Origin of the sequence: Bradyrhizobium sp. 33ap4 (genome assembly GCF_032654765.1) — a bacterium.
Classification (GTDB): domain Bacteria; phylum Pseudomonadota; class Alphaproteobacteria; order Rhizobiales; family Xanthobacteraceae; genus Bradyrhizobium; species Bradyrhizobium australafricanum.
The window spans coordinates 26136-46712 of record NZ_JAUMTJ010000060.1 but is presented as its reverse complement, the minus strand read 5'-3'; the positions used below and the strand labels follow the sequence as shown (position 1 = coordinate 46712).

Below are 20577 nucleotides of genomic sequence, written 5' to 3'. Positions count from 1 at the left end.
GACGGGCCTCGTCGCAGTGCGACCGAGGCCCCCCTCAACCTGCGCCGTCAGAGCGGCTTGATCTGCACCTTGCGGAACTTGACCACGCCCGAACCATACTGGAGCGCGATATAGCCGTTGGCGTGCTTGGAATCCTGGGCGTCGACGGTCTTCTGGCCGTTCAGCGTCACGACGAAATGCGGCCCCTGCGCCGTGATCTCGTAGACGTTCCATTTGCCGGCCGCCTTCGGCATCGGATCGACCTTGCCGACGTCGACAATCGCGCCGGTGCCGTAGGTCGGGTCCGGCCGCTTGTCGAAGATGTTGACCTCGTAGCAGACCTTGGAGTCGATCACCTTGTTGCCTTCGCAGCGGATGAAGATGCCGCTGTTGGCATCCTCGTCGGTCCAGAACTCCGCCCTGATCTGGAAATCCTTGTATTGGGTCTTGCTGACGAGATAGGAGAGATCCTTGCCGTCGAGCTTGTCGGCGACCAGCGCGCCGTCCTTCATCGCCCAATTGGCCTTGCCGACCTCGTCCCAGTCACCCTTCTTGGAGCTGTCGAGCAGCGTGACCCAGCCGTCGTCCCCCGAGGCGGCGGTGGAAAATTGCAGCGCGGCCGCACCGATCACAAGTCCCGCCGCCAGTATCGACAGATGCTTCTTCAAGGTTATCCTCCCGTCTTTTGGTTGGCGCGCAACCTATCATCGTCTGCGGCGGCGTAAATGCTTTTTCATATTGCAACTGCGTTGTGTCACGGATCGTTGCCGCAATCCTGAGATCAGACATGCACGGCGGCGTCTTGCCGGGCGGAAGCGAGGACGACTAGCATCGCGCGACGTACGGGCGCGGCAGTCGCCCGAGTAATCCGATCTGGGAGCATACCGATGACGGCGTCAAACCGACCTTGGCGATATCTGATGATGCCGTTGGCTTTTGCCGCGACGCTGAGCGTCAGCTCCGCGGCCGAGCTCAATCCGGCCGCCGTGACCTACAAGCTGCCTGATCAGATTCCCTGGAGCCCGGCTGACGCGCGCGGCGCGCAGAATGCGGTCGTGGTCGGCGATCCCTCGAAGCCCGGCTTCTACATGGTCTACACCAAATGGACCAAGGGCAATCACTTCAGCCGTCCGCATTTCCATCCCAACGACCGCTACATCGTGGTGCTCAAGGGCACCTGGTGGGTGGGCTCGGGTCCAAAATTCGATCCCGATCACGGCACCGTGGCGATGCCGGCCGGCAGCTTCGTCACCCATTTCGGCAAGCAGGTGCACTGGGACGGCGCCAAGGACGAGGACGCCGTGCTGCTGATCATGGGCGAAGGCCCGGCCACCGCGACCGAGGTCGAGCAGAAGTAGCCGGAACCGGCTAGCAACCTTTGCATCCAGGCGGCGTTTCATCCCCTCATCATCATGACGAGGAAATGACGCATGGCAAACGCCGCTGATATTCGGGAACATATGGATGTGATCTCGTCGGACAAGAAAACGGTCGGCAAGGTCGACCACATGGAAGGCACCGACCAGATCAAGCTGACCAAGCAAAGCTCGCCTGACGGTCAGCACCATCACTTCATTCCGCTGTCCTGGGTCGACCATGTCGACCAGCACGTCCACCTCAACAAATCGGGCTCCGACGTGACGGCGCATTGGCAGCACGGCCGCCAATAGCCGCGTTGCGCGGGGTGGGAGCGATGCTATCATCCCGGCCCAAGGAAGGGCCTTCGATGCATCCCGCCGCCAAGCTGCAATTTGCCCGCATCGTCGACGAGTTCGCGCGCTGGCGCGCCATTGCGGAACCGGAACGGCCGCCCGCGCCGGCCTGGTGGTGGGGGCCGGCATTCGAGATGCGCGATGCCGCCGAACCGCTGCCATCCGCCTGGAGCCGCCAGCTCCGCCTTGCCGACGGCGCGAGCTTTGCGGAGGCTGCCGTTGTGTTGCGCCAGACGTTGGCCGGCCAGGACATCCTGCCGTGGCCCTATGATTTCTCGCGCAAGGTCGAATCAACCGATTCCGACGTTCGCGACCTGCCCGTGCAGCCGTCAGACGACAGCGCGTTTCCGCCCTAGATCCGGCCCGGCCACGCTGGTCTCCTCGCCATCCAGCGACGGCTGCAACGGCGGCGACGCCTCTGCCTGCGACGGCTTCAACAATTCGGCGAGATCGCGCGGCGGCAGCGGCCGGCTGAACAGGAAGCCCTGCATCTCGTCGCAGGCATGGGCGCGCAGGAATTCCTGCTGCTCGGAGGTCTCGACGCCCTCGGCGACGATGGTCATGCCAAGCGCCTTGCCCATCGAGATGATCGCCTGCGCGATCGCGACGTCCTCGGAATCATTGGGCAGGTCGCGCACGAAAGAGCGGTCGATCTTGATGGTGTCGATCGGGAACTGCTTCATCAGCGACATCGATGAATAGCCGGTGCCGAAATCGTCGATCGCCAGCCGAATGCCGCGATTCTGGATCGCGTCGAGCACGCGCACCGCACGCGTCACGTTGCGCATCACCATGCTCTCGGTGACCTCGAGCTGCAGCAACGCCGGCGACATGCCGCTCTCCTCCAGCGCCGCGTCGATGTCGTCGAGCAAGTTCGGATCGCCGAACTGCCGCGGTGAAAGGTTGACCGCCATCGTCACGGCCCTGAGGCCGCAGCGCTGCCACGCCATGTTCTGCCCGCAGGCTTCCTTCAACACCCAGCGGCCGATCGGCACGATCAGGCCGGTTTCCTCGGCAAGCGGGATGAACTGCCCCGGCGATACCTTGCCAAGCTCGGGATGGGTCCAGCGCAGCAGCGCCTCGACGCCGCTGATCTGCCCGCTCGCCATGTCCACCTTGGGCTGATAGTCGAGCGAGAATTGCTTGCGCTCGAGTGCGTGGCGCAATGCGCTCTCCATCGTCAAGCGCTCGATCGACTGCGCCCTGATCTCGTTGGAGAAGAAGCGGAAGCCATTCTTGCCGTCTTCCTTGGCGAGATACATCGCCATGTCGGCATTCTTGGTCAGCGTCTGCACGTCCGAGCCATCGGCCGGATACATCGCGATGCCGATCGAGGCCGTGGTGTGGCACTCATGCCCGCTGAGCTGCAGCGGCTGGCTGAGCGAAACCAGAAGATCGCCGGCGATGCGCTCGACGTCGTCCCGTTCGGCGGTTTCCTCGAGGATGACCACGAACTCGTCGCCGCCGAGCCGCGCCACCACGTCGCTCGCGCGCAACGATCCACGCAGCCGCTCGGCGATCGCCACCAGCAGCATATCGCCGGCGTCGTGGCCGAGCGAGTCGTTGATCACCTTGAAGCGGTCGAGATCGATGAACAGCACCGCGAGCTGCCGGCGATGACGATCCGCCGCCGAGATCGCGTGATGCAGCATCTCGTTGAACGTCTCGCGGTTCGGCAGATTGGTCAGGCTGTCGTGCGAGGCAAGATATTCGATGCGCTCGTCGGCCTTGTGTTTCTCATCGGCGCGATCGAAGCTCTCGAGCGCGAACGCCAGATTGTCGGCAAGGCGCTGCAGCAATTCGGCGAACTCCGGCGTGAACGTGTCCTTGTCGATCGCGACGAAGATCATGACCCCGACCACCTGCCCGCTGACAACAAGCGGAAACGAGGCGCTGGACTGCGTTCCATCGAGCCGCGCGCGCTCATGGAAAGCGGCGGTCTCGGGATCGGCAAAATAGTCGTTGATGATGCACGCCTTGCCGGAGCGGAACGCCCGACCGCAGGCGCCGCGCCCCTCGGGGTGCGCCTCGCTGGTCGAGAGCGTCACCTGGCGCGCGCCCTCCGCCGCCGGCCCCGCAATCGCGACGATCCGCAGATAGTCGCTTCCGGTCTGCGCCAGCGCGATCGTAGTCGAGGTGAACTTGCCGCCGGTCGCCGCCGCCGCGCAGACCAGTCGATACAATTCTGCGCGGGACTTCGCCCGCATGATCGCCTCATTGGTCGCGCTCAGCGCCGCGAACATCCGCGACAGCCGCTCCTTCTGCTCGTCGTCCCGCGCCTTCTCGTCGGCGCGATCGAAATTGGCAAGCGCGAACGACACGTTCTCGGCAAGCCGCTGCAACAGCGCCATCATCTCCGGGCTGAAGGTGCCGAACTCGCTGGAGAGAAACACCAGCGCGCCGATCGCCTCGCCGTTCTTGAGCAGCGGCAGGGCTGCGCCCGATTTGCTGCCGCTGTCGCGCACGGCCGGATAGACGTGCGATTCGGGGCCGAAATCGCTGAGATAGTCGTTGCTGATGCAGGGCCTGCGCGTGCGGATCGCAACGCCGGTCAGCGTCTGTCCCTCCGGACGCGTCGCGTCGGCCGACAGCTGAACCTCTCGGGCCCGCACCCGGTCCGGGCCCGAGGCGGCCACATTGTCCAGGAAGACCTCGCCCGGCCGCACCAGCCTGATCGTGGCCGAGACGAACTGGCCGCCGACCGCCGCGGCATCGCAGACCAGATCGAACAGTTCGCTGCGGGATTTCGCCCGCATGATCGCCTCGTTGGTCGCGCTCAGCGCCGCGAACATCCGCCGCAGCCGCTCCTTCTGCTCCTCGGTCCGCGCCTTCTCGTCGGCACGGTCGAAGCTGCCGAGCGCATAGGAGACGTTGTCGGCGAGCCGCTGCAGCAGCTCGGCGAATTCAGCCGAGAAGGTGTTGCGCTTGGCGGAGATGAACAGCATCACGCCGACCGGCTCGTCGTCGACGATCAACGGGAACGCCGCGCCCGATCGCGCATCCTCGCGGTCGATGACGTCGCGGAACGGATTGCTGGCGACGTCGCCCAGAAAATCGTTGTTGATGCAGGCGCGCCGCGAGCGGAACGCCCGGCCGCAGACGCCGCGCCCTTCGGGGCGAGCCTCGCTGCGCGAGACGTTGAGGCGGCGCGCATTTGCCGCGGTAGGCCCCGCGACCGCCATCATCTCCAGGAAATCGTCGCCGGGCTTCGCGATCAGGATGCTGGTGGAGTTGAATCCGCCGCCATGCGCCGCCGCCGCGCAGACCAGCTCGAACATCTCGAGCCGCGACCTCGCGCGCATGATCGCCTCGTTGGTCGCGCTCAGCGCCGCGAACATCCGCGACAGCCGCTCGCGCTCGGCGTCGGCCTTGGCCTTTTCGGTGGCACGGCCGAAATTGTCGAGCGCGACCGAGACATTCTCGGCGATCCCCGCGAGCAGCGCGATGATCTCCTCGTCACGCGCCCAGGAATTGCCGGTGAAGAAAATCAGGACGCCGACGCTCTTGCCGAACCGGGTGAGCGGCAGCGCCACGCAGGCCATCAGGCCGCTGCCGCCGATCGGCATATGCGACGGGCCCATCGATATCGGGATGTCGTGCTCGACGCAGGGCCGCTGGGTCCGGAACGCCTCGCCGCAAATCCCCTTGCCGTAGACGTTGTCCGGATCGGTCGAGAAGCGCGTCTGGGTGATCAGGTCGAGCGCCTCGCCGGTGCCGGCGACAGGTTCGAACCAGTGCGTGTCGGGTTCGGCCAGCAGCACCACCGTCGCGAAGGACTTTCCGCTGAACACCGCGGCATCGCAGACCCGCTGATAGAGATCGTGCTCGGTCTTGGCGCGAAGGATCGCCTCGTTGGTTGCGCTGATCGCACCGAACATGCGGTTAAGCCGACGCATCGCCCGCTCGCCGCTCTTGCGCGAGGCCTCGTGGTCGAAATTATCGAGCGCGAAGGACACGTTCGCGGCCATGCGCTCCAGCAGCGAAACGGCCTCGTCGTTGAGCGAATTGATCTCGCGCCGCGTCACCATGAAGACGCCGACGCTGCGCCGGTTGCAAACCAGCGGCACCGCGGCGGCCGCCCCGACGCCTGCCGCTGCCGCGCCGCTGCGCCAAGCCGCCGAAACAGCGTCGTTGACATAGTCGTTGCGGACGCAGGCCTTCTGGTCGCGGAACGCGCGGCCGGCCACGCCTTCGCCCTCCGGGGTGTTGGCGATCGCGGAAATGGTGATGCTGCATAGTCGCGCGACATCGTCGCCGTAGCCAGCCGCGAACCTCAAGAGACCGGTATCCGGCTCCAGCAAAAACACGGTCGCGGCCAGGAAGCTCCCGCTCGAGAACGCGGCTTCGCAGACCTTGCCGTACAATTCTTCTGGTGATTTCGCGTACAGGATCGCTTCGTTGGTGGCACTCAACGCCGCGAAGGTACGCCCGATGCTCGACTGCACGATTCCTGAAGGCCCGGGGGCCAACCCCTCCAATCTGGCAGGGAACATTGCCCGCGAGAGGCCTAAGTGGTGGTTAGCGTATCCGGCAAGTTGCACGACAAAGTAAACGGCTGACGAACGCCGGCGGCGGTTTTCCGGGATATTACGGACACCGGTGTGCCAGCCTGAGGCGGAGGGTGGCGAGGCGCGGATGGACGTCCTGCTCGCGCCGCCCGAGCAGCCAAATTCCGCATCGCGACCGCGCCCGTTCCACTCCGTGAAATCGCGGCGGCGAGCACCCTGCTGGCGGTATGGCCGCCCGGATTTTTCTGCCCTTGCTCGCCCCTCGGCGCTTTGAGAGCATGACGTCGACAACAGCAAGCACGACCCGCGCATCACGCGGGCAGACCGTGAGGAAATCCCCATGCCGATCGTCCAGGCCGACCGTCTCACGCGCATCGGCGCGGCACTCCTCAAGGGTGCCGGCGCATCGGAGGAGGAAGCCAGCGCAGTCGCCTCCGGCTGCGTCAACGCCAACCTCGCCGGCCACGACTCCCACGGCGTGATCGCAATCCCGACCTATATCGACCGCATCAAGGCCGGCCACATCGTGCCCGGCGCGAAATGGACCATCGTGCAGGAGACACCGACCACGATTGTGATCGACGGTCATTGGGGCTTCGGCTTCCACGTCAACGCCAAGGCGATGGAGATGACCATCAACAAGGCGAAGACCGCCAATGTCGCGGCCTGCACGGTGTTCCGCCAAAGCCACGTCGGACGGCTCGCGCATTACCCGATGATGGCGATGCGCGAAGGCATGATCGGGATTGCGGCCGCCGATTCCGGCCGCTCGCCGAAACACGTGGCGCCGTTCGGCGGCCGCGAGGCCCGGCTCGGCACCAACCCGCTCTCGATCGCGGTGCCCTCCGACCTCGAGGCGCCATTCTATCTCGATATGGCGACCTCGGCAGTCGCCGCCGGCAAGATCCAGCTCGCGGTGGCGCGTGGCGAGAGCATCCCGAAGGGTTGGATCATCGATGCTGAGGGGCGCGACACCACTGACCCGAAAGACTACCGCAAGGGCGGCGCGCTGCTGCCGCTCGGCGGCAGCGAAGGCTACAAGGGCTCGGGCCTTGCCGCGATGGTCGAGGTGCTGTGCGGCCTCCTGACCGGGCTCGGCTTCGGCGTCGAGCCGACCGGCCGACACAACGACGGCTGCTTCATGGCGGTGTTCAACGTCGCCGCATTCCGTCCGCTCAAGGACTTCAGGAAGGAAGTCGCCGACTTCGCCCGCTATTTGAAATCGACGCCGCCCTCGGAAGGGAGCCGCGGCGTGTTCTATCCCGGCGAGATCGAATATCTGCGCGAGCAGCAGCGGCGCAAGGACGGCATCGAGATCGAGGATGCGACCTGGGACAAGCTCAAGGCGCTCGCCGCCGATTACAAGCTCACCGATGAGCTCGACCTTCGCTGATAGTTGCGGACACAGGAGAACGACATGACACGGCAAATGGCGCTGGTTGGCTTTTTGCAGGCGCAGAACTGCACCAACCTGCCGAGCTCCTGGCGCCACCCGGAATCGCGCGACGATTCGATGTCGGCGGACTACTATCAGGAGATCGCGCGTATCCTGGAGCGCGGCAAGTTCCACATGGCGTTCTTCGACGATCGCCTGGCAATGCCCGATCGCTACGGCAACGATCACGCCCACACCGTCGAATACGGCATCCGCTGCGTGAAGATGGACCCGATCGTGGTGCTGACCACGATGGGCATGGTCACCACCAGGCTCGGTCTCGCCTCGACCGCCTCCACCACCTATTTCGAGCCGTTCGACGTCGCCCGCCGTTTCGCCACGCTCGACCTGATGACGGGTGGCCGCGCCGCCTGGAACGTGGTGACGTCGGTCAATGACGGCGAAGCGCTCAACATGGGCCGCGAGCAGCATCTCGAGCACGACCATCGCTATGACCGCGCCGACGAGTTCATGGAGGTGGTGCTCGGCCACTGGGACGCCTGGGAAGACGGTTCGCTGCTGATCGACAAGAAGAGCGGCCGCTTCGCCGATCCGACCAAGGTGAAGCGGCTCGACCACAAGGGCACATTCTTCACCTCGCGCGGCCCGTTCACGGTGCCGCGCTCGCCGCAGGGCCATCCCGTCGTGATCCAGGCCGGCGCCTCCGGCCGCGGCCAGCGCTTTGCCGGGCGTTGGGGTGAGGTGATCTTCACCGCGGCGCGCAACCTCGCCAATGCCAGGCAGGGCTATGACGCGATCCGGGGCGAAGCCGCCAAGGCCGGGCGCGATCCCGACCAGATGTTCCTCTGCAATCTGATCACGCCGGTCACCGGCGCGACCAAGGCCGAGGCCGAGGACCGGATGGCGGTGATCCAGAAGCTGCCGCTCGAGATCGACGCGTTGTCGCTGCTCGCCGAAGGCCTCAACTTCGATTTCGGCGCCAAACCGATCGACGAGCCGCTAACCACCGAGGAGTTGCAGGGCATGCAAGGCATGCTCGGCATCCGCGACGGCGTGCTGCGCACCTCCGGCAAGACCAATCCCTCGACCCGCGACTTCATCACCTTCTCCGGCCGCGGCCAGGTGCAGGACGCGATGGTCGGCGGCCCGAAGGAGATCGCCGACCGGCTGGAGGAGATGTTTGTCAATCGCGGCTGCGACGGCTTCGTCGTCGCGGCGAGCTACGTGCCGGGCTCCTATGCCGACTTCGTCAACCACGTGGTGCCCGAACTGCAGAAGCGCGGGCTGTTCCACAAGGATTACGCCGGCACGACGCTGCGCGAGAATCTCGGACTGAAGCGCCCGGCCGCGGGCGCCTGGAAGACCCGCGCGCAGGCCGCGGAATAGAGGGACATCATCATGCGCTGGCTGAAATTCACCGCCGCAGGCAATACATCCTGGGGCCTCGTCGAGGGCGACACCGTCACCACCGTCAACGGCGATCCGTTCGGCGAATGGAGCAAGACGTCGAAGACGCATGCGTTGAAGGACGTCAAGATCGAGCTGCCGCTGATCCCGCGCACCTTCTACTGCGTCGGGCTGAATTATTTGAAGCACCTTAAAGAGGCCGCCGACAAGGCCGGCACCGTGCCGAACGTTCCCGATCGTCCCGAGATCGGCTACCGCGCGCAGAACGCGCTGATCGCCCATGACGAGAACGTCGTGATCCCCGCGAGCGCGACCGAGAAGATCCATTACGAGGGCGAGCTCGTTGTCGTGATCGGCAAGAAAGCCAAGCATCTGACCGAAGCCAACGCGATGGACTGTGTGTTCGGCTACACCATCGGCAACGACGTCTCCGAACGCAGCTGGCAGAAGGCGGATCGCGGGCTGTGGCGTGCCAAGAACGCCGATACCTTCAAGCCGATGGGCCCGTGGATCGAGACCGATGTCGACCTCGACCGCATGGAGACCGCGATCCGCGTCAACGGCAAGGAAACCGGCCGCTTCCACACCAACGAGATGATCTTCGGCATCGTCCCGTTCCTCGTCGAACTGACCAAATATTTCACGCTGTCGCCCGGCGACGTGATCTGGATGGGCACCGACGGCGCCTCGCCGGACCTGAAGGACGGCGACGTGGTCGAGATCGACATCACCGGCATCGGCACGCTGCGGAACAGGTTCGTGAGGGAGAAGGTGTGAGGCGGGTTGCACCACTTTAGAGCCGTCATCCTGAGGTGCTCGCGAAGCGAGCCTCGAAGGATGCACGGCCGCCGCTCCATCCTTGCGTCGAGAGCCGGGCCGTCGTGCTTCGAGGCTCGCTGCGCTCGCACCTCAGCATGACGGTGATGGACCGGGTCGCTTCTCTCTCCATTTGTCGTCCCGGCTTTCGCCGGCACGACGGCGAGTTTGTGGCGCCGCTGGTGGATCACACACTCGCATTCTCGCGACGGCATTTGCCCGACGGGCCATCGTGACGTGATCACACAGCCGTTCGCATCGTGACAACACAGGGCAAAGCGCAATAAGGTCCGCGCGCACTCATCAGACAAGTCAGCCATGCCACTTTCACGTCGAACGTTGCTTCAGGGCTCCCTGCTATCGGCCGCAGGGATCGTTTGCGGGCCGTCGACCGCCCTTGCCGAGCAGCCCGCGGAGCTTCCGACGTCGGAGCAACGCAAGCAGATGGCTGACCTGGCCGCCGACTTCATGAAGGACTACGATGTACCGGGTCTTTCGATCGCGATCGCAATCAAGGGAAAGCCGGCTTATGTCGAGGCGTTCGGGGTTGCGGATCGGGAGACCGGCGAAGCATTGACCCCGCAACACCGCTTCCGGATCGCGAGCATATCGAAGCCTGTGACCTCGACCGGGATCTTCACCCTGATCGAGGCCGGCAAATTGCGGCTCGGCGACTATGTGTTCGGCGCAAGCTCCATTCTCGGCAAGGACTATCCGACGACACCCACGCTGCCAAGCTTGATGCCAGTCGGCTCGTCTCGCTCCCATGTCGAGCAGATCACGGTCGAGCATCTCTTGACCCATACCACCGGGACCTGGGGAAACCAGTCTCGCGATCCGATGTTCATGAACCAGAACCTGAAGCATCGCGAACTGATCGGCTGGACGCTGGAGCATATGCCGCTCACCAGTCCGCCAGGCGAAGCCTATGCCTATTCGAACTTCGGCTATTGCATCCTCGGCCGCGTGATCGAAAAGCTGAGCGGCCAGAGCTACGAGCAATACATCAAGGACGCCGTCCTGAAGCGATGCGGCATCACCGACATGCAGATTGCCGGCAATACGCTGAGCGAGCGCGCAAGCAACGAAGTGAAATACTACAGCCAGACCGGCGATCCGTACCGGATGAACGTCGCCCGGATGGATTCGCACGGCGGCTGGATTGCGACGCCGGGCGATTTGACGACGCTGTTCGTCCATATCGACGGCTTCAAGGACACTGAGCAGCTGCTGACCGACGACAGCCTCCGCGTCATGAGCACCCCCAGCGCCATCAACCCCCGCTACGCCAAGGGCCTGTTCGTCACCGCGAACAATAATTGGTGGCACAGCGGCCTCCTGGACGGAACGACGACGATCTCGGTGCGAACCAGCGGCGATTTCTGCTGGTCGGCGTTCACCAATACCAGGTCGCGGGAAGGCATGACCCGCGCCCTCGACCTGCTGGTCTGGCACATGGTCAAGACGGTGCCTGACTGGCATCCTCAGAAGCGCGCCTAGACCCTCCCGTCATTCCGAGATGACGTGAACGAGCAATGCAAATCCGGGCTCTCCTCACCGCGCGGCCCGCGGCCTGCTCTTCACGTGATCGATGAAGGCGCGCAGCTTCGGCATGATCTGGCGATGGCCGGGATAGTAGAGGAACACGCCCGGCGTCGGCGGCGCGAATGGCTCCAGCACGCGGACGAGCTTCTTCTCCTTGACGGCGCCTGATATCAGCGGTGCGGGGACTTGCGCGAGGCCCACGCCTTCGATGGCGGCGCCGACCAGCGTCGGAAAATCATGGCCGATGAAGGATCCCGACACGGCAAGCTCGATCGAACGGCCATTGTCGTTCAGCGACCACGGCGCGAGCCCTCCGTTCGACCGCCGGAGCCGCAGGCACGCGTGCGCGCGCAGATCGTCCGGACGCTTGGGGCGGCCGCGGCGCGCGAGATAGTCCGGGCTGCCGACGATGGCGAACGGGAACGGCTTGGTCAGGCGCACCGCGACCATGTCCGGATTGATGAACTGGCCCATCCGGATGCCCGCATCGAAGCCGCCGGCGGCGAGGTCGACCAATTCCTCGCTGGCGGCGAGCTCGACCTCGATCTCGGGATAGGCCTTGCAGAACGACGCGATCAGCGGCTCCAGCAGGATCGGCACCACCGAGCGCGGCACGGTGAGACGCAACAGCCCGGCGGGCTTCTGCCCGAGCTCCCGCGCCGCCCCGCTCGCCGCGACCAACTCCTCGAATGCCGGTCTTGCGCGCGCCAGAAACCGTTCGCCGGCATCGGTCAGTCCGACGCTGCGGGTGGTGCGGATGAACAGCACCGCGCCGAGGCGCGCCTCGAGGGCGCGCACCGCCTGGCTGATCGCCGATGGCGTGACGCCGAGCTCGGCCGCCGCACGGCGAAAACTGCGGTGCTGGGCGACGGCAAGGAATGCCTCGACGCCGTCGAGCGCGCCCTGCCGGACTGTGAAGTTCTGCTTCATGGCCCGTGAACATTATCGCGAATAGTCGCTCGCGGAAAGCTGCCCTACATCGGAGCCACAAGCAGCGGCAACGCGACGCGCGCTGCTCCATGCAACATCACGACACCCGTCGTGAGCGGAGACCTGCGACCGATGCGAACAATCCGTCACACAATCCTGGCTCTCACCCTCACTCTGACAGGCACCACTTCCATGACCGCTCCCTCCTTTGCCCAAGCTCAAGCACAAGCCCAAGCCGCCTCCACCATCACCACAGGCGTGATGGTCATCCTCACTGCGAAAGCCGGCGTCACCCGCGATCAGGTGATGGCCGTGATGCCGGACGAAATCCGGCAGACCGCGCAGCTCTATCTCAACGGCAAGATTCGCGAATGGTATTCGCGCTCCGACGGGCGCGGCGTGATCTTGCTGCTCGACGCCAAGGATGCATCCGAGGCGCACGCGATCATGGAAGGCCTGCCGCTGTCCAAGCTCGATCTGATGGATCACGAGTACATCGGGGTCGGCCCGCTGCTGCCGCTCCGCCTGCTCGTCGCCAAGCCCTGAGCGTCAAGGTCCTGAACGCAAGCCAGCCGAACCGATCGACAACAAGGGAATCCGCCGATGCCCCCGGGCTTCAATCTTCCATTCGTCCTCAGCGTCGCCGGCGGGTTTCTGACAAGTGCTGTCGTCGCCGTCACCTACGTCTGGCCGGCGGTCCGCGCGATGCCACGTGATAACGCGCTCCGACTGCTCGCAGCGTTCCATGCGTTCAGGTTCCTGGGCATGAACTTCATGGTGGCCGGGTTCGTGTCGCCGCAGTTGAGCACGGATTTCGCAAGCGAGGTCGGATGGGGCGATCTCGTCGCCGCCGTTCTCGCGCTGCTTGCGATGGCGGCGCTGTCCTGGCGGTGGGCGATCGCGATTCCGATCGTCTGGGTCTTCAACATCTGGGGCACGCTGGACCTTCTCAACGCCTATTACAACGGCGTGAAGATCGGCGATCCCGGCCTGTTCGGCGCCGGCATCTATATTCCGGCGCTCTATGTGCCGCTGCTGCTGGTCAGCCATGTCATGGTGTTCATGATTCTGTTGAAGACCAAGTCGACAGAACAGGCAGCATGACCCGTATCTTCGTAGGATGGGTAGAGCGTAGCGAAACCCATCAAGTCGAACCCGCGGCACCATGATGGGTTTCGCTTCGCTCTACCCATCCTACCGACTGGTTCGACCGTCATCCCCGCGCAAAGGCTTCGCCTTTGTCGCTGGAGGCGCGAGCCTTGCGGCGCACTTGCGCCGCTGGGCGAGCCTCGAAGGATGCACGGCCGGGCTGGAGGCCGTTCGCCCTTCGAGACGGCCGCTACGCGGCCTCCTCAGGGTGACGGGACAAAATTGAGCGCGCGGCCCCATCATCGTCGTCACCTCAAAACGGCAACGCCACGCCGGTCTTGATCTCCTTCAGGATCACGTTGGTACGGACGTGGCGGATGCCTGGGATGCGGAACATGAACTCGTCGAGGAATTTGTTGTAGGCGTCCATGTCGCGCACCACGACGCGCAGGTGATAATCGGCGTCGCCGGTGGTCGCGAAGCATTCCAGCACCTCGCGGCGCTTCATCACCCGCGCGACGAACTCGTCGACGAATTTGACGTCGTGGCGCTCGAGCGAAACGTGCAGGATCGCCGAGGTCGCAAAGCCGGCGCGCTCGCGCGCGACCAGCGCCGAATAGCCCGAGATGACACCGGACTCTTCCAGCGCACGAACCCGGCGCCAGCACGCCGAGGTCGACATCCCGACGGTTTCCGCAAGCTGCTGGTTGGTGGCGCGGCCGTCCTTCTGCAGTTCGGCGAGGATTTTCTCGTCCTGCTCTTCGACCATTGCGAGGCCCTCGATTTGGTAGATCCTACCGAACTACATCGTTCTCAGCAATATCCTGCCGATTTTTCCGCGACAAATGAATGGATAGGTAAGACCTACCACGCCCCCAGGCATAGCCTTGTCGGATCAGACATCGCGAATCCCGGAGAGGTCAGTCATGGGCCAGATGCCGTTGCTCGACGCCTATCAGCTGTCCGAGCGCTACAGCCGCGACCGCGGCCGCGTCTTCCTCACCGGCACGCAAGCGATCGTCCGCATCGTGCTCGACCAGGCGCGGCGCGACCGCGCTGCCGGCCTCAACACCGCGGGCTTCATCTCCGGCTATCGCGGCTCGCCGCTCGGCGGCGTCGATCTCGAACTGTGGAAGATCGGCGAGCAGCTCAAGGACAGCCGCATCGAATTCCTGCCCGCGGTGAATGAGGACCTCGCGGCGACCGCCGTACTCGGCTCGCAGCAGGTCGAGACGCAAAGAGATCGCGAGGTCGATGGCGTGTTCGCCCTTTGGTACGGCAAGGGCCCCGGCGTCGACCGTTCCGGCGATGCGCTGAAGCACGGCAATGCCTATGGCTCCTCGCCGCGTGGCGGCGTGCTCGTCGTCGCCGGCGACGACCATGGCTGCGTGTCGTCCTCGATGCCTCATCAGTCCGACGTCGCCTTCATGAGCTGGTTCATGCCGACGCTGCATCCGGCCGATATCGGCGAATATCTCGCATTCGGCGAGTATGGGCACGCGCTGAGCCGGTTCTCCGGCATGTGGGTCGGCTTCAAGGCGATCTCGGAGATCGTGGAGTCCGGCGCCTCGGTCGAGCTGCGGCCGCCGCGCCGTTTCGTGCAACCGGATTTCGTGCCGCCGCCCGGCGGCCTGCATTATCGCTGGCCGGATCTGCCGGGCCCGCAGATCGAGGAACGGCTGGAGGCGAAGAAGCACGCGGTCTACGCCTTCGCGAAAGCCAATCCGATCGATCGCCACATCTACGACATCAAGGATGCGAGCTACGGCATCGTCACCACGGGCAAGGCGCATCTCGATCTGATGGAGGCGCTGCGGCTGGTCGGGCTGGATGAAGCCGCGTGCCGCCGCTTCGGCATCGACATCTACAAGGTCGGCATGGTGTGGCCGCTGGCGCTGCACGATGCGATGGAGTTCGTGAAAGGCAAGCGCGAGATCCTCGTGGTCGAGGAGAAGCGCGGCATCATCGAGAGCCAGTTCAAGGAGTATTTCTACGACTATCCCGGCGCCAAGCCGGACCGGATGGTCGGCAAACATGACGAGAGCGGCGCGCGGCTGATCTCCTGGACCGGCGAATTGTCGCCGCGCATGCTCGCCGACGTGCTGGCGCGCCGGCTCGACCCGATGTTTCCGGAATTGCAACTCGCTCGCCGCGTTGCCGCGCTGGTGCCCGAACAGGACCGCATGATCGCGGTGCCGGGCGCGACCCGTACGCCGTATTTCTGCTCGGGCTGCCCGCATAACACCTCGACGAAAGTGCCCGAGGGCTCCAAGGCGCTGGCCGGCATCGGCTGCCATTTCATGGCAAGCTGGATGGACCGCGAGACCTCGTCGCTGATCCAGATGGGCGGCGAAGGCGTCAACTGGGCGGCGTCATCGAAATTCACCGGCAACAGCCACGTCTTCCAGAATCTCGGCGAAGGCACCTACTATCACTCCGGCTCGATGGCAATCCGGCAGGCGATCTCTGCGAAAGCAAACATCACCTACAAGATCCTGTTCAATGACGCGGTGGCGATGACCGGCGGCCAGCCGGTCGACGGCCCGGTCAGCGTGCAGGCGATCGCGCACTCTGTCCGCGCCGAGGGCGTCGCGCGGATCGCGCTGGTGTCGGACGATCCCGCGCATTTCTCGCCGGCGGATCTGCCCGCCGGCGTCACCATCCATCCGCGCGAGGCGATGGATGCCGTGCAGCGCGAGCTGCGCGCAATTCCCGGCGTCACCGTGCTGATCTATCAGCAGACCTGCGCCACCGAGAAGCGGCGGCGGCGTAAGCGCGGCACGATCGAGGATCCCGCGCGCTTCGCCTACATCAACGACCTCGTCTGCGAGGGCTGCGGCGACTGCTCGGTGGAATCCAACTGCCTCAGCGTCGAGCCGAAGGAAACGCCGTTCGGCCGCAGGCGCCGGATCAACCTCTCAACCTGCAACAAGGACTTTTCCTGTCTCAACGGCTTCTGCCCGAGCTTCGTCACCATCGAGGGCGGCAAGCGGCGGGCGAAGAGCGCGAGCGCGATCGATCCGCTGGCGCGCGCAGCCGCGCTGCCGGTACCGGAGCTTGCGGGACTGGAGCGGCCCTATGATCTCCTTGTCACCGGCGTCGGCGGCACCGGCGTCATTACAGTCGGCGCATTGATCGCGATGGCCGCGCATCTCGAGGGCCGCGGCGTCTCGGTGCTCGACTTCACCGGTTTTGCGCAGAAGTTCGGCCCCGTGCTGAGCTACCTGCGGCTGGCGGTTACGCCCGACGCGCTGCATCAGGTGCGGATCGACCAGGGCGCGGCTGACGCGCTGATCGGTTGCGACCTCGTGGTGAGCTCGTCGGCAAAAGCATCCGGCACCTATCGCAAGGGAATGCGCGCCGCGGTCAATATCGCCGAGATGCCGACCGGCGACGTGGTGCGCTTTCGCGACGCCGACCTCGCCTCGCCGGTTCGCTTGCGCGCGATCGAGCGAGTGATCGGGTCGGGCAACCTCACCATGATCGACGCCAACGCGCTGGCCGAGCGGCTGCTCGGCGACAGCGTCTTTGCCAACATCATGATGCTCGGCTTCGCCTGGCAGCAGGGCCTGGTGCCGGTCTCGCTGGAGGCGCTGACGCGCGCGATCGAATTGAACGGCGTCGCCATCGAGCGCAACAGGCAGGCGCTGGCCTGGGGCCGGATCGCCTTCGCCGATCCGGAGTTCTTGCCGAAGGCCGACGGTGCTGCGGCCGATGTCCCGGAGACGCTGGAGCAGGTGATCGCGAGGCGCGCCGATTTCCTCAGGGCGTATCAGGACGAGGCCTATGCCGCGCGCTATCGGGCGACAATCGACCGCGTGCGTCGCGCCGAAGTGGCGCTCGGCAGCGAGACCTTGACCGACGCCGTGGCCCGGTCGCTGTTCAAGCTGATGGCCTACAAGGACGAATATGAGGTGGCGCGGCTGCATATGCAGTCGGGCTTCCTCGACGAACTCAGTCAGGAGTTCGACGGCGACTTCACGGTGCAATATCACCTTGCGCCACCGTTCCTCCCGGCGCAGCGCGATGCACGGGGACGGCCGAGGAAGCGCGCGTTCGGACAATGGATCCAGACGCCGCTGCGGTTGCTCGCGGGCCTGAAAGGGCTGCGTGGCACGGCGTTCGACGTGTTCGGCTACACCGCGGAGCGCCGCACCGAGCGCGAGCTGATCACCTGGTATGAGGCGCTGATCGAGACCATGCTCGGCAAGCTCGACAAGGCACGGCTGCCCGATCTCGTCGCGCTGGCAAAGGCGCCGATGGAGATCCGCGGTTATGGGCCGGTGAAGGATGCCGCGATCGAAAAGACCAGGGCGGAGGTTGCGCGGCTCACCGCGCGACTTGCCTCCGCCCCGTCAGACCAAGGCGACGGCTCAGGCCGCCGCGCGGCGCTTGGCGGGTGATATCAGGCCGACCACGACAGTCGCGAGCACCGCCACGACGATGTTGAGCAGCAACGCGCCGAGGCCGACATAGAAGCTGTAGCTGGCATCGCCGAGCGAGATGCTGGCGAGCGGCTTCAGCCCGTTGCTCCACGCCGTATACGTGCCCCAGCCGATGCCGACCGCCCAGCCGAGCAGCAGCCCTTCGGCGCGGAACCAGACGGTGAACAGCCCGAACACCAGCGCCGGCAGCGTCTGCACGATCCAGAGGCCGCCAAGCAGTTGCAGGTCGAGCGCATATTGCGTCGGCAGGAACAAGATGAAGGCGAGCGCACCGACCTTGACCACCAGCGATGTGATCTTCGCCACCGACGCCTCACCGGCGTGCGAGATGTCCGGGTTGACGTAGGACTTCCAGACATTGCGGGTGAACAGGTTGGCGGCGCCGATGCTCATCACCGCCGCCGGCACCAGCGCGCCGATCGCGATCGCCGAGAACGCAAAGCCCGCGAACCATTCCGGGAACAGCGTCTTGAACAGCATCGGCACCACGTCGTTCGGCGAAGTCACCTTGATGCCGGCGGCATAGGCCATGTAGCCGAGCAGCGCGATCAGGCCGAGCAAGAGCGTATAGGCCGGCAGCAGGATCGCGTTCTTGCGGATGGTATCCGCCGACTTCGAGGCGAAGATGCCGGTCAGCGTGTGCGGATACATGAAGGCCGCCAGCGCCGAGCCCAGCGCCAGCGTCGCATAGGGCAGATACTGCCCGGGCTTCAGCGTCAGCCCGGTGGCGCCGCCCTTGGCCGTGAAGGCGTCGTTGGCGGCCGCGAACACCGCGCCGTAGCCGCCGAGCTTTGCCGGCACCACGACCACGGCGGTCAGCACCACGATGTAGATCATGATGTCCTTGACGAAGGCGATCAGCGCCGGCGCGCGCAGGCCGGAGCTATAGGTATAGAGCGCGAGGATCACGAAGGCGGCGATGATCGGCAGTTCGCCGGATAGCCCCATCGCCTTGATCACGACCTCCATGCCGATCAGCTGCAACGCGATGTAGGGCATGGTCGCGACCAGGCCGGTCAGCGCCACCGCGAGCTCGAGCGCGCGCGAGCCATAGGCGCCGTGGACGACATCGGCGGCGGTGACGTAGCCGTTCGCATGCGCCTTCTTCCACAGCACCGGCATGACAGCGAATACGAAGGGATAGACGATGATGGTGTAGGGCAGCGCGAAGAAGCCGTAGGCGCCGACCGCATAGACCAGCGCTGGCACCGCGATCACGGTGTAGGCGGTGTAGAAATCGCCGCCGACCAGGAACCAGGTGATCCAGGTGCCGAACTGGCGACCGCCGAGGCCCCATTCGTCGAGATGCTCGCTGACCGGGCCGGATTTCCAGCGCGCCGCGAAGAAGCCCATCACGGTGACGAGCGCGAAAAAGAAGATGAAGACGGAGAGCGCCACCCAGGCGATGTGATCGGTCATGGCTGTCCCCTCACCGCGGCTCGTCGGTATCGGGCCGGCGGCTGCGATAGACCAGCCAGATCAAGAGCGAGGAGATCGGCACCCAGGCGAGCTGGTACCAGTAGAAGAAGGGAAAGCCGAACAGCGACGGCTCGACGAAATTATAGAACGGCACCCACAGCAAGCCGATGAACGGCAGCAGCAACAAAATCCACATGGCCTACTCTTTGACGCAAGACACAGCTCAAGGCGGGAGGTTCCGCTGATCATGGCAACGATCCAGGAACCGGTCCGTTGCGTCTAGAATCACGGTTACGGCAATGCGACGCAAAAAGATGTGATCGTCACCTGGTGCATGCCGCCTATTCGGCCTTGATGCCGGCGTCCTTTATCACCTTGCGCCAGCGCGCCTCCTCGCCGGCAAAGTAGCGGTCGAGCTCGGCCGGAGGAGAGGCCACCATCACGAGGCCCTCATTGACGCTGAGCTTCTTGAAGGCCTCCGCCTGCACGGCCTTGGCCGCCGATCTGTTGAGGCGATCGATGATGTCGGGCGGCGTATTCGCCGGCGCGTAGAGGCCGTACCAGGATTCGGCGACATAGCCGGAGGCGCCGGCTTCCGACACCGTCGGCAATTGCGGGAACGCGGCCGAGCGCTCAGCGGACGTCACTCCGATCGCGCGCAGCTGCCCGGCCTCGACCAGCGAGGCGCAGCTTGCCACCGTGGTGAACATCACCTGGATCTGGCCGCCCAAGAGGTCGGTGATGGCGGGCGCCGCGCCCTTGTAGGGAACGGTGGTGAGATTGACCCCGGCCATGTGCTTGAACAGTTCGCCGGCGAGATGCGCCGAGGTGCCGGTGCCATAGGTGCCGTAGGACAGCTTCTGCGGATCGGCCTTCGCGGCTGCGATCAGATCGGCAATCGACTTGATCGGCGAAGCGGGATTGACCATGACGACGTTGAACGAGCGCGCCACCAGCGCCACGGGCGCAAAATCCTTGTGCGCATCATAGGGCAGCTTGCTGTAGAGGCCCGGATTGACCGCGTTGGCGAAGGTCGCCATCAGCAGCATGTAGCCGTCGGGTGGACTCGCCGCGACGCTCTGCGTGCCGATGATGGTGCCGGCGCCCGGCTTGTTCTCGATGATCACGGTGACGCCGAGATCTTTCTGCATTTCCTGCGCCAGCGTCCGCGCCACGACGTCGGTGCCGCCGCCCGGCGCGAACGGCACCACGATCTGGACGATGTGGTCGGGATAGGCGGCGCGCGCCGGCAGTTGCAGCAGCAGGTTTGCTGCGAGCGCGAACAGGAGTGATGCGAGGAGACGAAACGGCATGACGGACCCCGGCAGGTG

17 protein-coding genes are annotated in these 20577 nt (G+C 65.0%); 10 read left to right on the top strand and 7 right to left on the bottom strand.

Annotated elements, in window-relative coordinates; all coding sequences use genetic code 11:
- Nucleotides 1-47: 47 nt before the first annotated feature.
- Nucleotides 48-647, bottom strand: a complete 600-nt coding sequence (locus tag Q2M23_RS34540; protein ID WP_057015457.1) for a DUF1080 domain-containing protein — start codon at nucleotides 645-647, stop codon at nucleotides 48-50.
- Between the two features lie 219 nt (nucleotides 648-866).
- Here Q2M23_RS34540 and Q2M23_RS34535 point away from each other — a divergent pair, with 219 nt between their 5' ends.
- The 3 genes from Q2M23_RS34535 (at nucleotide 867) to Q2M23_RS34525 (ending at nucleotide 2047) form a co-directional block, all read left to right on the top strand.
- Nucleotides 867-1337 carry a cupin domain-containing protein gene (locus Q2M23_RS34535; RefSeq protein WP_316398432.1) on the top strand — a complete coding sequence of 157 codons (471 nt, stop codon included), beginning with the start codon at nucleotides 867-869 and terminating at the stop codon, nucleotides 1335-1337.
- A gap of 72 nt (nucleotides 1338-1409) precedes the next feature.
- Entirely contained in the window at nucleotides 1410-1649 is a 240-nt protein-coding gene (locus Q2M23_RS34530) for a DUF2171 domain-containing protein (RefSeq protein WP_057015458.1), read from the top strand.
- Between the two features lie 56 nt (nucleotides 1650-1705).
- Nucleotides 1706-2047: a hypothetical protein gene (locus Q2M23_RS34525; protein ID WP_057015459.1), complete on the top strand. Its 342-nt coding sequence runs from the start codon at nucleotides 1706-1708 to the stop codon at nucleotides 2045-2047.
- Here Q2M23_RS34525 and Q2M23_RS34520 read toward each other — a convergent pair.
- Nucleotides 2021-6136 (bottom strand): GAF domain-containing protein, encoded by a 4116-nt coding sequence (locus Q2M23_RS34520; RefSeq protein ID WP_316398431.1) that lies wholly within the window; start codon nucleotides 6134-6136, stop codon nucleotides 2021-2023. The genes Q2M23_RS34525 and Q2M23_RS34520 overlap by 27 nt on opposite strands.
- Before the next feature lie 403 nt (nucleotides 6137-6539).
- Here Q2M23_RS34520 and Q2M23_RS34515 point away from each other — a divergent pair, with 403 nt between their 5' ends.
- From Q2M23_RS34515 to Q2M23_RS34500, 4 genes are all read left to right on the top strand, one after another.
- Entirely contained in the window at nucleotides 6540-7592 is a 1053-nt protein-coding gene (locus tag Q2M23_RS34515; RefSeq protein ID WP_316398430.1) for an Ldh family oxidoreductase, read from the top strand.
- A gap of 24 nt (nucleotides 7593-7616) precedes the next feature.
- A complete protein-coding gene (locus Q2M23_RS34510) occupies nucleotides 7617-8981 on the top strand; it encodes an LLM class flavin-dependent oxidoreductase (protein WP_316398429.1) in 1365 nt (454 codons plus the stop codon).
- Nucleotides 8982-8993: 12 nt separating this feature from the next.
- Nucleotides 8994-9779: a fumarylacetoacetate hydrolase family protein gene (locus tag Q2M23_RS34505; RefSeq protein WP_316398428.1), complete on the top strand. Its 786-nt coding sequence runs from the start codon at nucleotides 8994-8996 to the stop codon at nucleotides 9777-9779.
- Nucleotides 9780-10262: 483 nt separating this feature from the next.
- Nucleotides 10263-11318, top strand: coding sequence for a serine hydrolase domain-containing protein (locus Q2M23_RS34500; RefSeq protein WP_316398427.1), 1056 nt, complete (start codon nucleotides 10263-10265; stop codon nucleotides 11316-11318).
- A 54-nt stretch (nucleotides 11319-11372) separates the two neighbouring features.
- On the opposite strand, the gene Q2M23_RS34495 is transcribed toward Q2M23_RS34500, so the two are convergent.
- Nucleotides 11373-12293 (bottom strand): LysR family transcriptional regulator, encoded by a 921-nt coding sequence (locus tag Q2M23_RS34495; RefSeq protein WP_316398426.1) that lies wholly within the window; start codon nucleotides 12291-12293, stop codon nucleotides 11373-11375.
- Between the two features lie 192 nt (nucleotides 12294-12485).
- On the opposite strand from Q2M23_RS34495, the gene Q2M23_RS34490 reads away from it, so the two are divergent.
- Together Q2M23_RS34490 and Q2M23_RS34485 are read left to right on the top strand one after the other, a co-directional pair.
- Nucleotides 12486-12839 carry a hypothetical protein gene (locus Q2M23_RS34490; RefSeq protein WP_233285997.1) on the top strand — a complete coding sequence of 118 codons (354 nt, stop codon included), beginning with the start codon at nucleotides 12486-12488 and terminating at the stop codon, nucleotides 12837-12839.
- Between the two features lie 57 nt (nucleotides 12840-12896).
- Nucleotides 12897-13397 carry a hypothetical protein gene (locus tag Q2M23_RS34485; protein WP_229190885.1) on the top strand — a complete coding sequence of 167 codons (501 nt, stop codon included), beginning with the start codon at nucleotides 12897-12899 and terminating at the stop codon, nucleotides 13395-13397.
- Nucleotides 13398-13695: 298 nt separating this feature from the next.
- Here the strand turns inward: Q2M23_RS34485 and Q2M23_RS34480 are convergent, their stop codons facing one another.
- On the bottom strand, nucleotides 13696-14151 hold the full coding sequence (locus tag Q2M23_RS34480) for an Lrp/AsnC family transcriptional regulator (RefSeq protein WP_057015467.1): 456 nt from the start codon (nucleotides 14149-14151) through the stop codon (nucleotides 13696-13698).
- Nucleotides 14152-14308: 157 nt separating this feature from the next.
- Here Q2M23_RS34480 and Q2M23_RS34475 point away from each other — a divergent pair, with 157 nt between their 5' ends.
- A complete protein-coding gene (locus Q2M23_RS34475; protein ID WP_316398425.1) occupies nucleotides 14309-17785 on the top strand; it encodes an indolepyruvate ferredoxin oxidoreductase family protein in 3477 nt (1158 codons plus the stop codon).
- Here Q2M23_RS34475 and mctP read toward each other — a convergent pair.
- The 3 genes from mctP to Q2M23_RS34460 all read right to left on the bottom strand — a co-directional run bounded on the left by mctP (nucleotide 17756) and on the right by Q2M23_RS34460 (nucleotide 20559).
- The gene (mctP, locus tag Q2M23_RS34470) at nucleotides 17756-19246 is read right to left on the bottom strand and encodes a monocarboxylate uptake permease MctP (RefSeq protein WP_316398424.1); all 1491 of its coding nucleotides are present in this window, start codon (nucleotides 19244-19246) and stop codon (nucleotides 17756-17758) included. The two genes, Q2M23_RS34475 and mctP, sit on opposite strands and share 30 nt — an antisense overlap.
- A gap of 10 nt (nucleotides 19247-19256) precedes the next feature.
- A complete protein-coding gene (locus Q2M23_RS34465; protein ID WP_057015470.1) occupies nucleotides 19257-19442 on the bottom strand; it encodes a DUF3311 domain-containing protein in 186 nt (61 codons plus the stop codon).
- Between the two features lie 145 nt (nucleotides 19443-19587).
- The gene (locus tag Q2M23_RS34460; RefSeq protein WP_316398423.1) at nucleotides 19588-20559 is read right to left on the bottom strand and encodes a tripartite tricarboxylate transporter substrate binding protein; all 972 of its coding nucleotides are present in this window, start codon (nucleotides 20557-20559) and stop codon (nucleotides 19588-19590) included.
- Nucleotides 20560-20577 lie beyond the last annotated feature (18 nt).

Bases quoted from the DNA above. Each gene is read 5' to 3' on its own strand.
- Q2M23_RS34490 (WP_233285997.1), top strand. From the start codon at position 12,486: ATGACCGCTCCCTCCTTTGCCCAAGCTCAAGCACAAGCCCAAGCCGCC.
- Q2M23_RS34535 (WP_316398432.1), top strand. From the start codon at position 867: ATGACGGCGTCAAACCGACCTTGGCGATATCTGATGATGCCGTTGGCT.
- Q2M23_RS34505 (WP_316398428.1), top strand. From the start codon at position 8,994: ATGCGCTGGCTGAAATTCACCGCCGCAGGCAATACATCCTGGGGCCTC.
- Q2M23_RS34530 (WP_057015458.1), top strand. From the start codon at position 1,410: ATGGCAAACGCCGCTGATATTCGGGAACATATGGATGTGATCTCGTCG.
- Q2M23_RS34525 (WP_057015459.1), top strand. From the start codon at position 1,706: ATGCATCCCGCCGCCAAGCTGCAATTTGCCCGCATCGTCGACGAGTTC.
- Q2M23_RS34515 (WP_316398430.1), top strand. From the start codon at position 6,540: ATGCCGATCGTCCAGGCCGACCGTCTCACGCGCATCGGCGCGGCACTC.
- Q2M23_RS34510 (WP_316398429.1), top strand. From the start codon at position 7,617: ATGACACGGCAAATGGCGCTGGTTGGCTTTTTGCAGGCGCAGAACTGC.
- Q2M23_RS34500 (WP_316398427.1), top strand. From the start codon at position 10,263: ATGGCTGACCTGGCCGCCGACTTCATGAAGGACTACGATGTACCGGGT.
- Q2M23_RS34495 (WP_316398426.1), bottom strand. From the start codon at position 12,293: ATGAAGCAGAACTTCACAGTCCGGCAGGGCGCGCTCGACGGCGTCGAG.
- Q2M23_RS34465 (WP_057015470.1), bottom strand. From the start codon at position 19,442: ATGTGGATTTTGTTGCTGCTGCCGTTCATCGGCTTGCTGTGGGTGCCG.
- Q2M23_RS34460 (WP_316398423.1), bottom strand. From the start codon at position 20,559: ATGCCGTTTCGTCTCCTCGCATCACTCCTGTTCGCGCTCGCAGCAAAC.
- Q2M23_RS34475 (WP_316398425.1), top strand. From the start codon at position 14,309: ATGGGCCAGATGCCGTTGCTCGACGCCTATCAGCTGTCCGAGCGCTAC.
- mctP (WP_316398424.1), bottom strand. From the start codon at position 19,246: ATGACCGATCACATCGCCTGGGTGGCGCTCTCCGTCTTCATCTTCTTT.
- Q2M23_RS34480 (WP_057015467.1), bottom strand. From the start codon at position 14,151: ATGGTCGAAGAGCAGGACGAGAAAATCCTCGCCGAACTGCAGAAGGAC.
- Q2M23_RS34485 (WP_229190885.1), top strand. From the start codon at position 12,897: ATGCCCCCGGGCTTCAATCTTCCATTCGTCCTCAGCGTCGCCGGCGGG.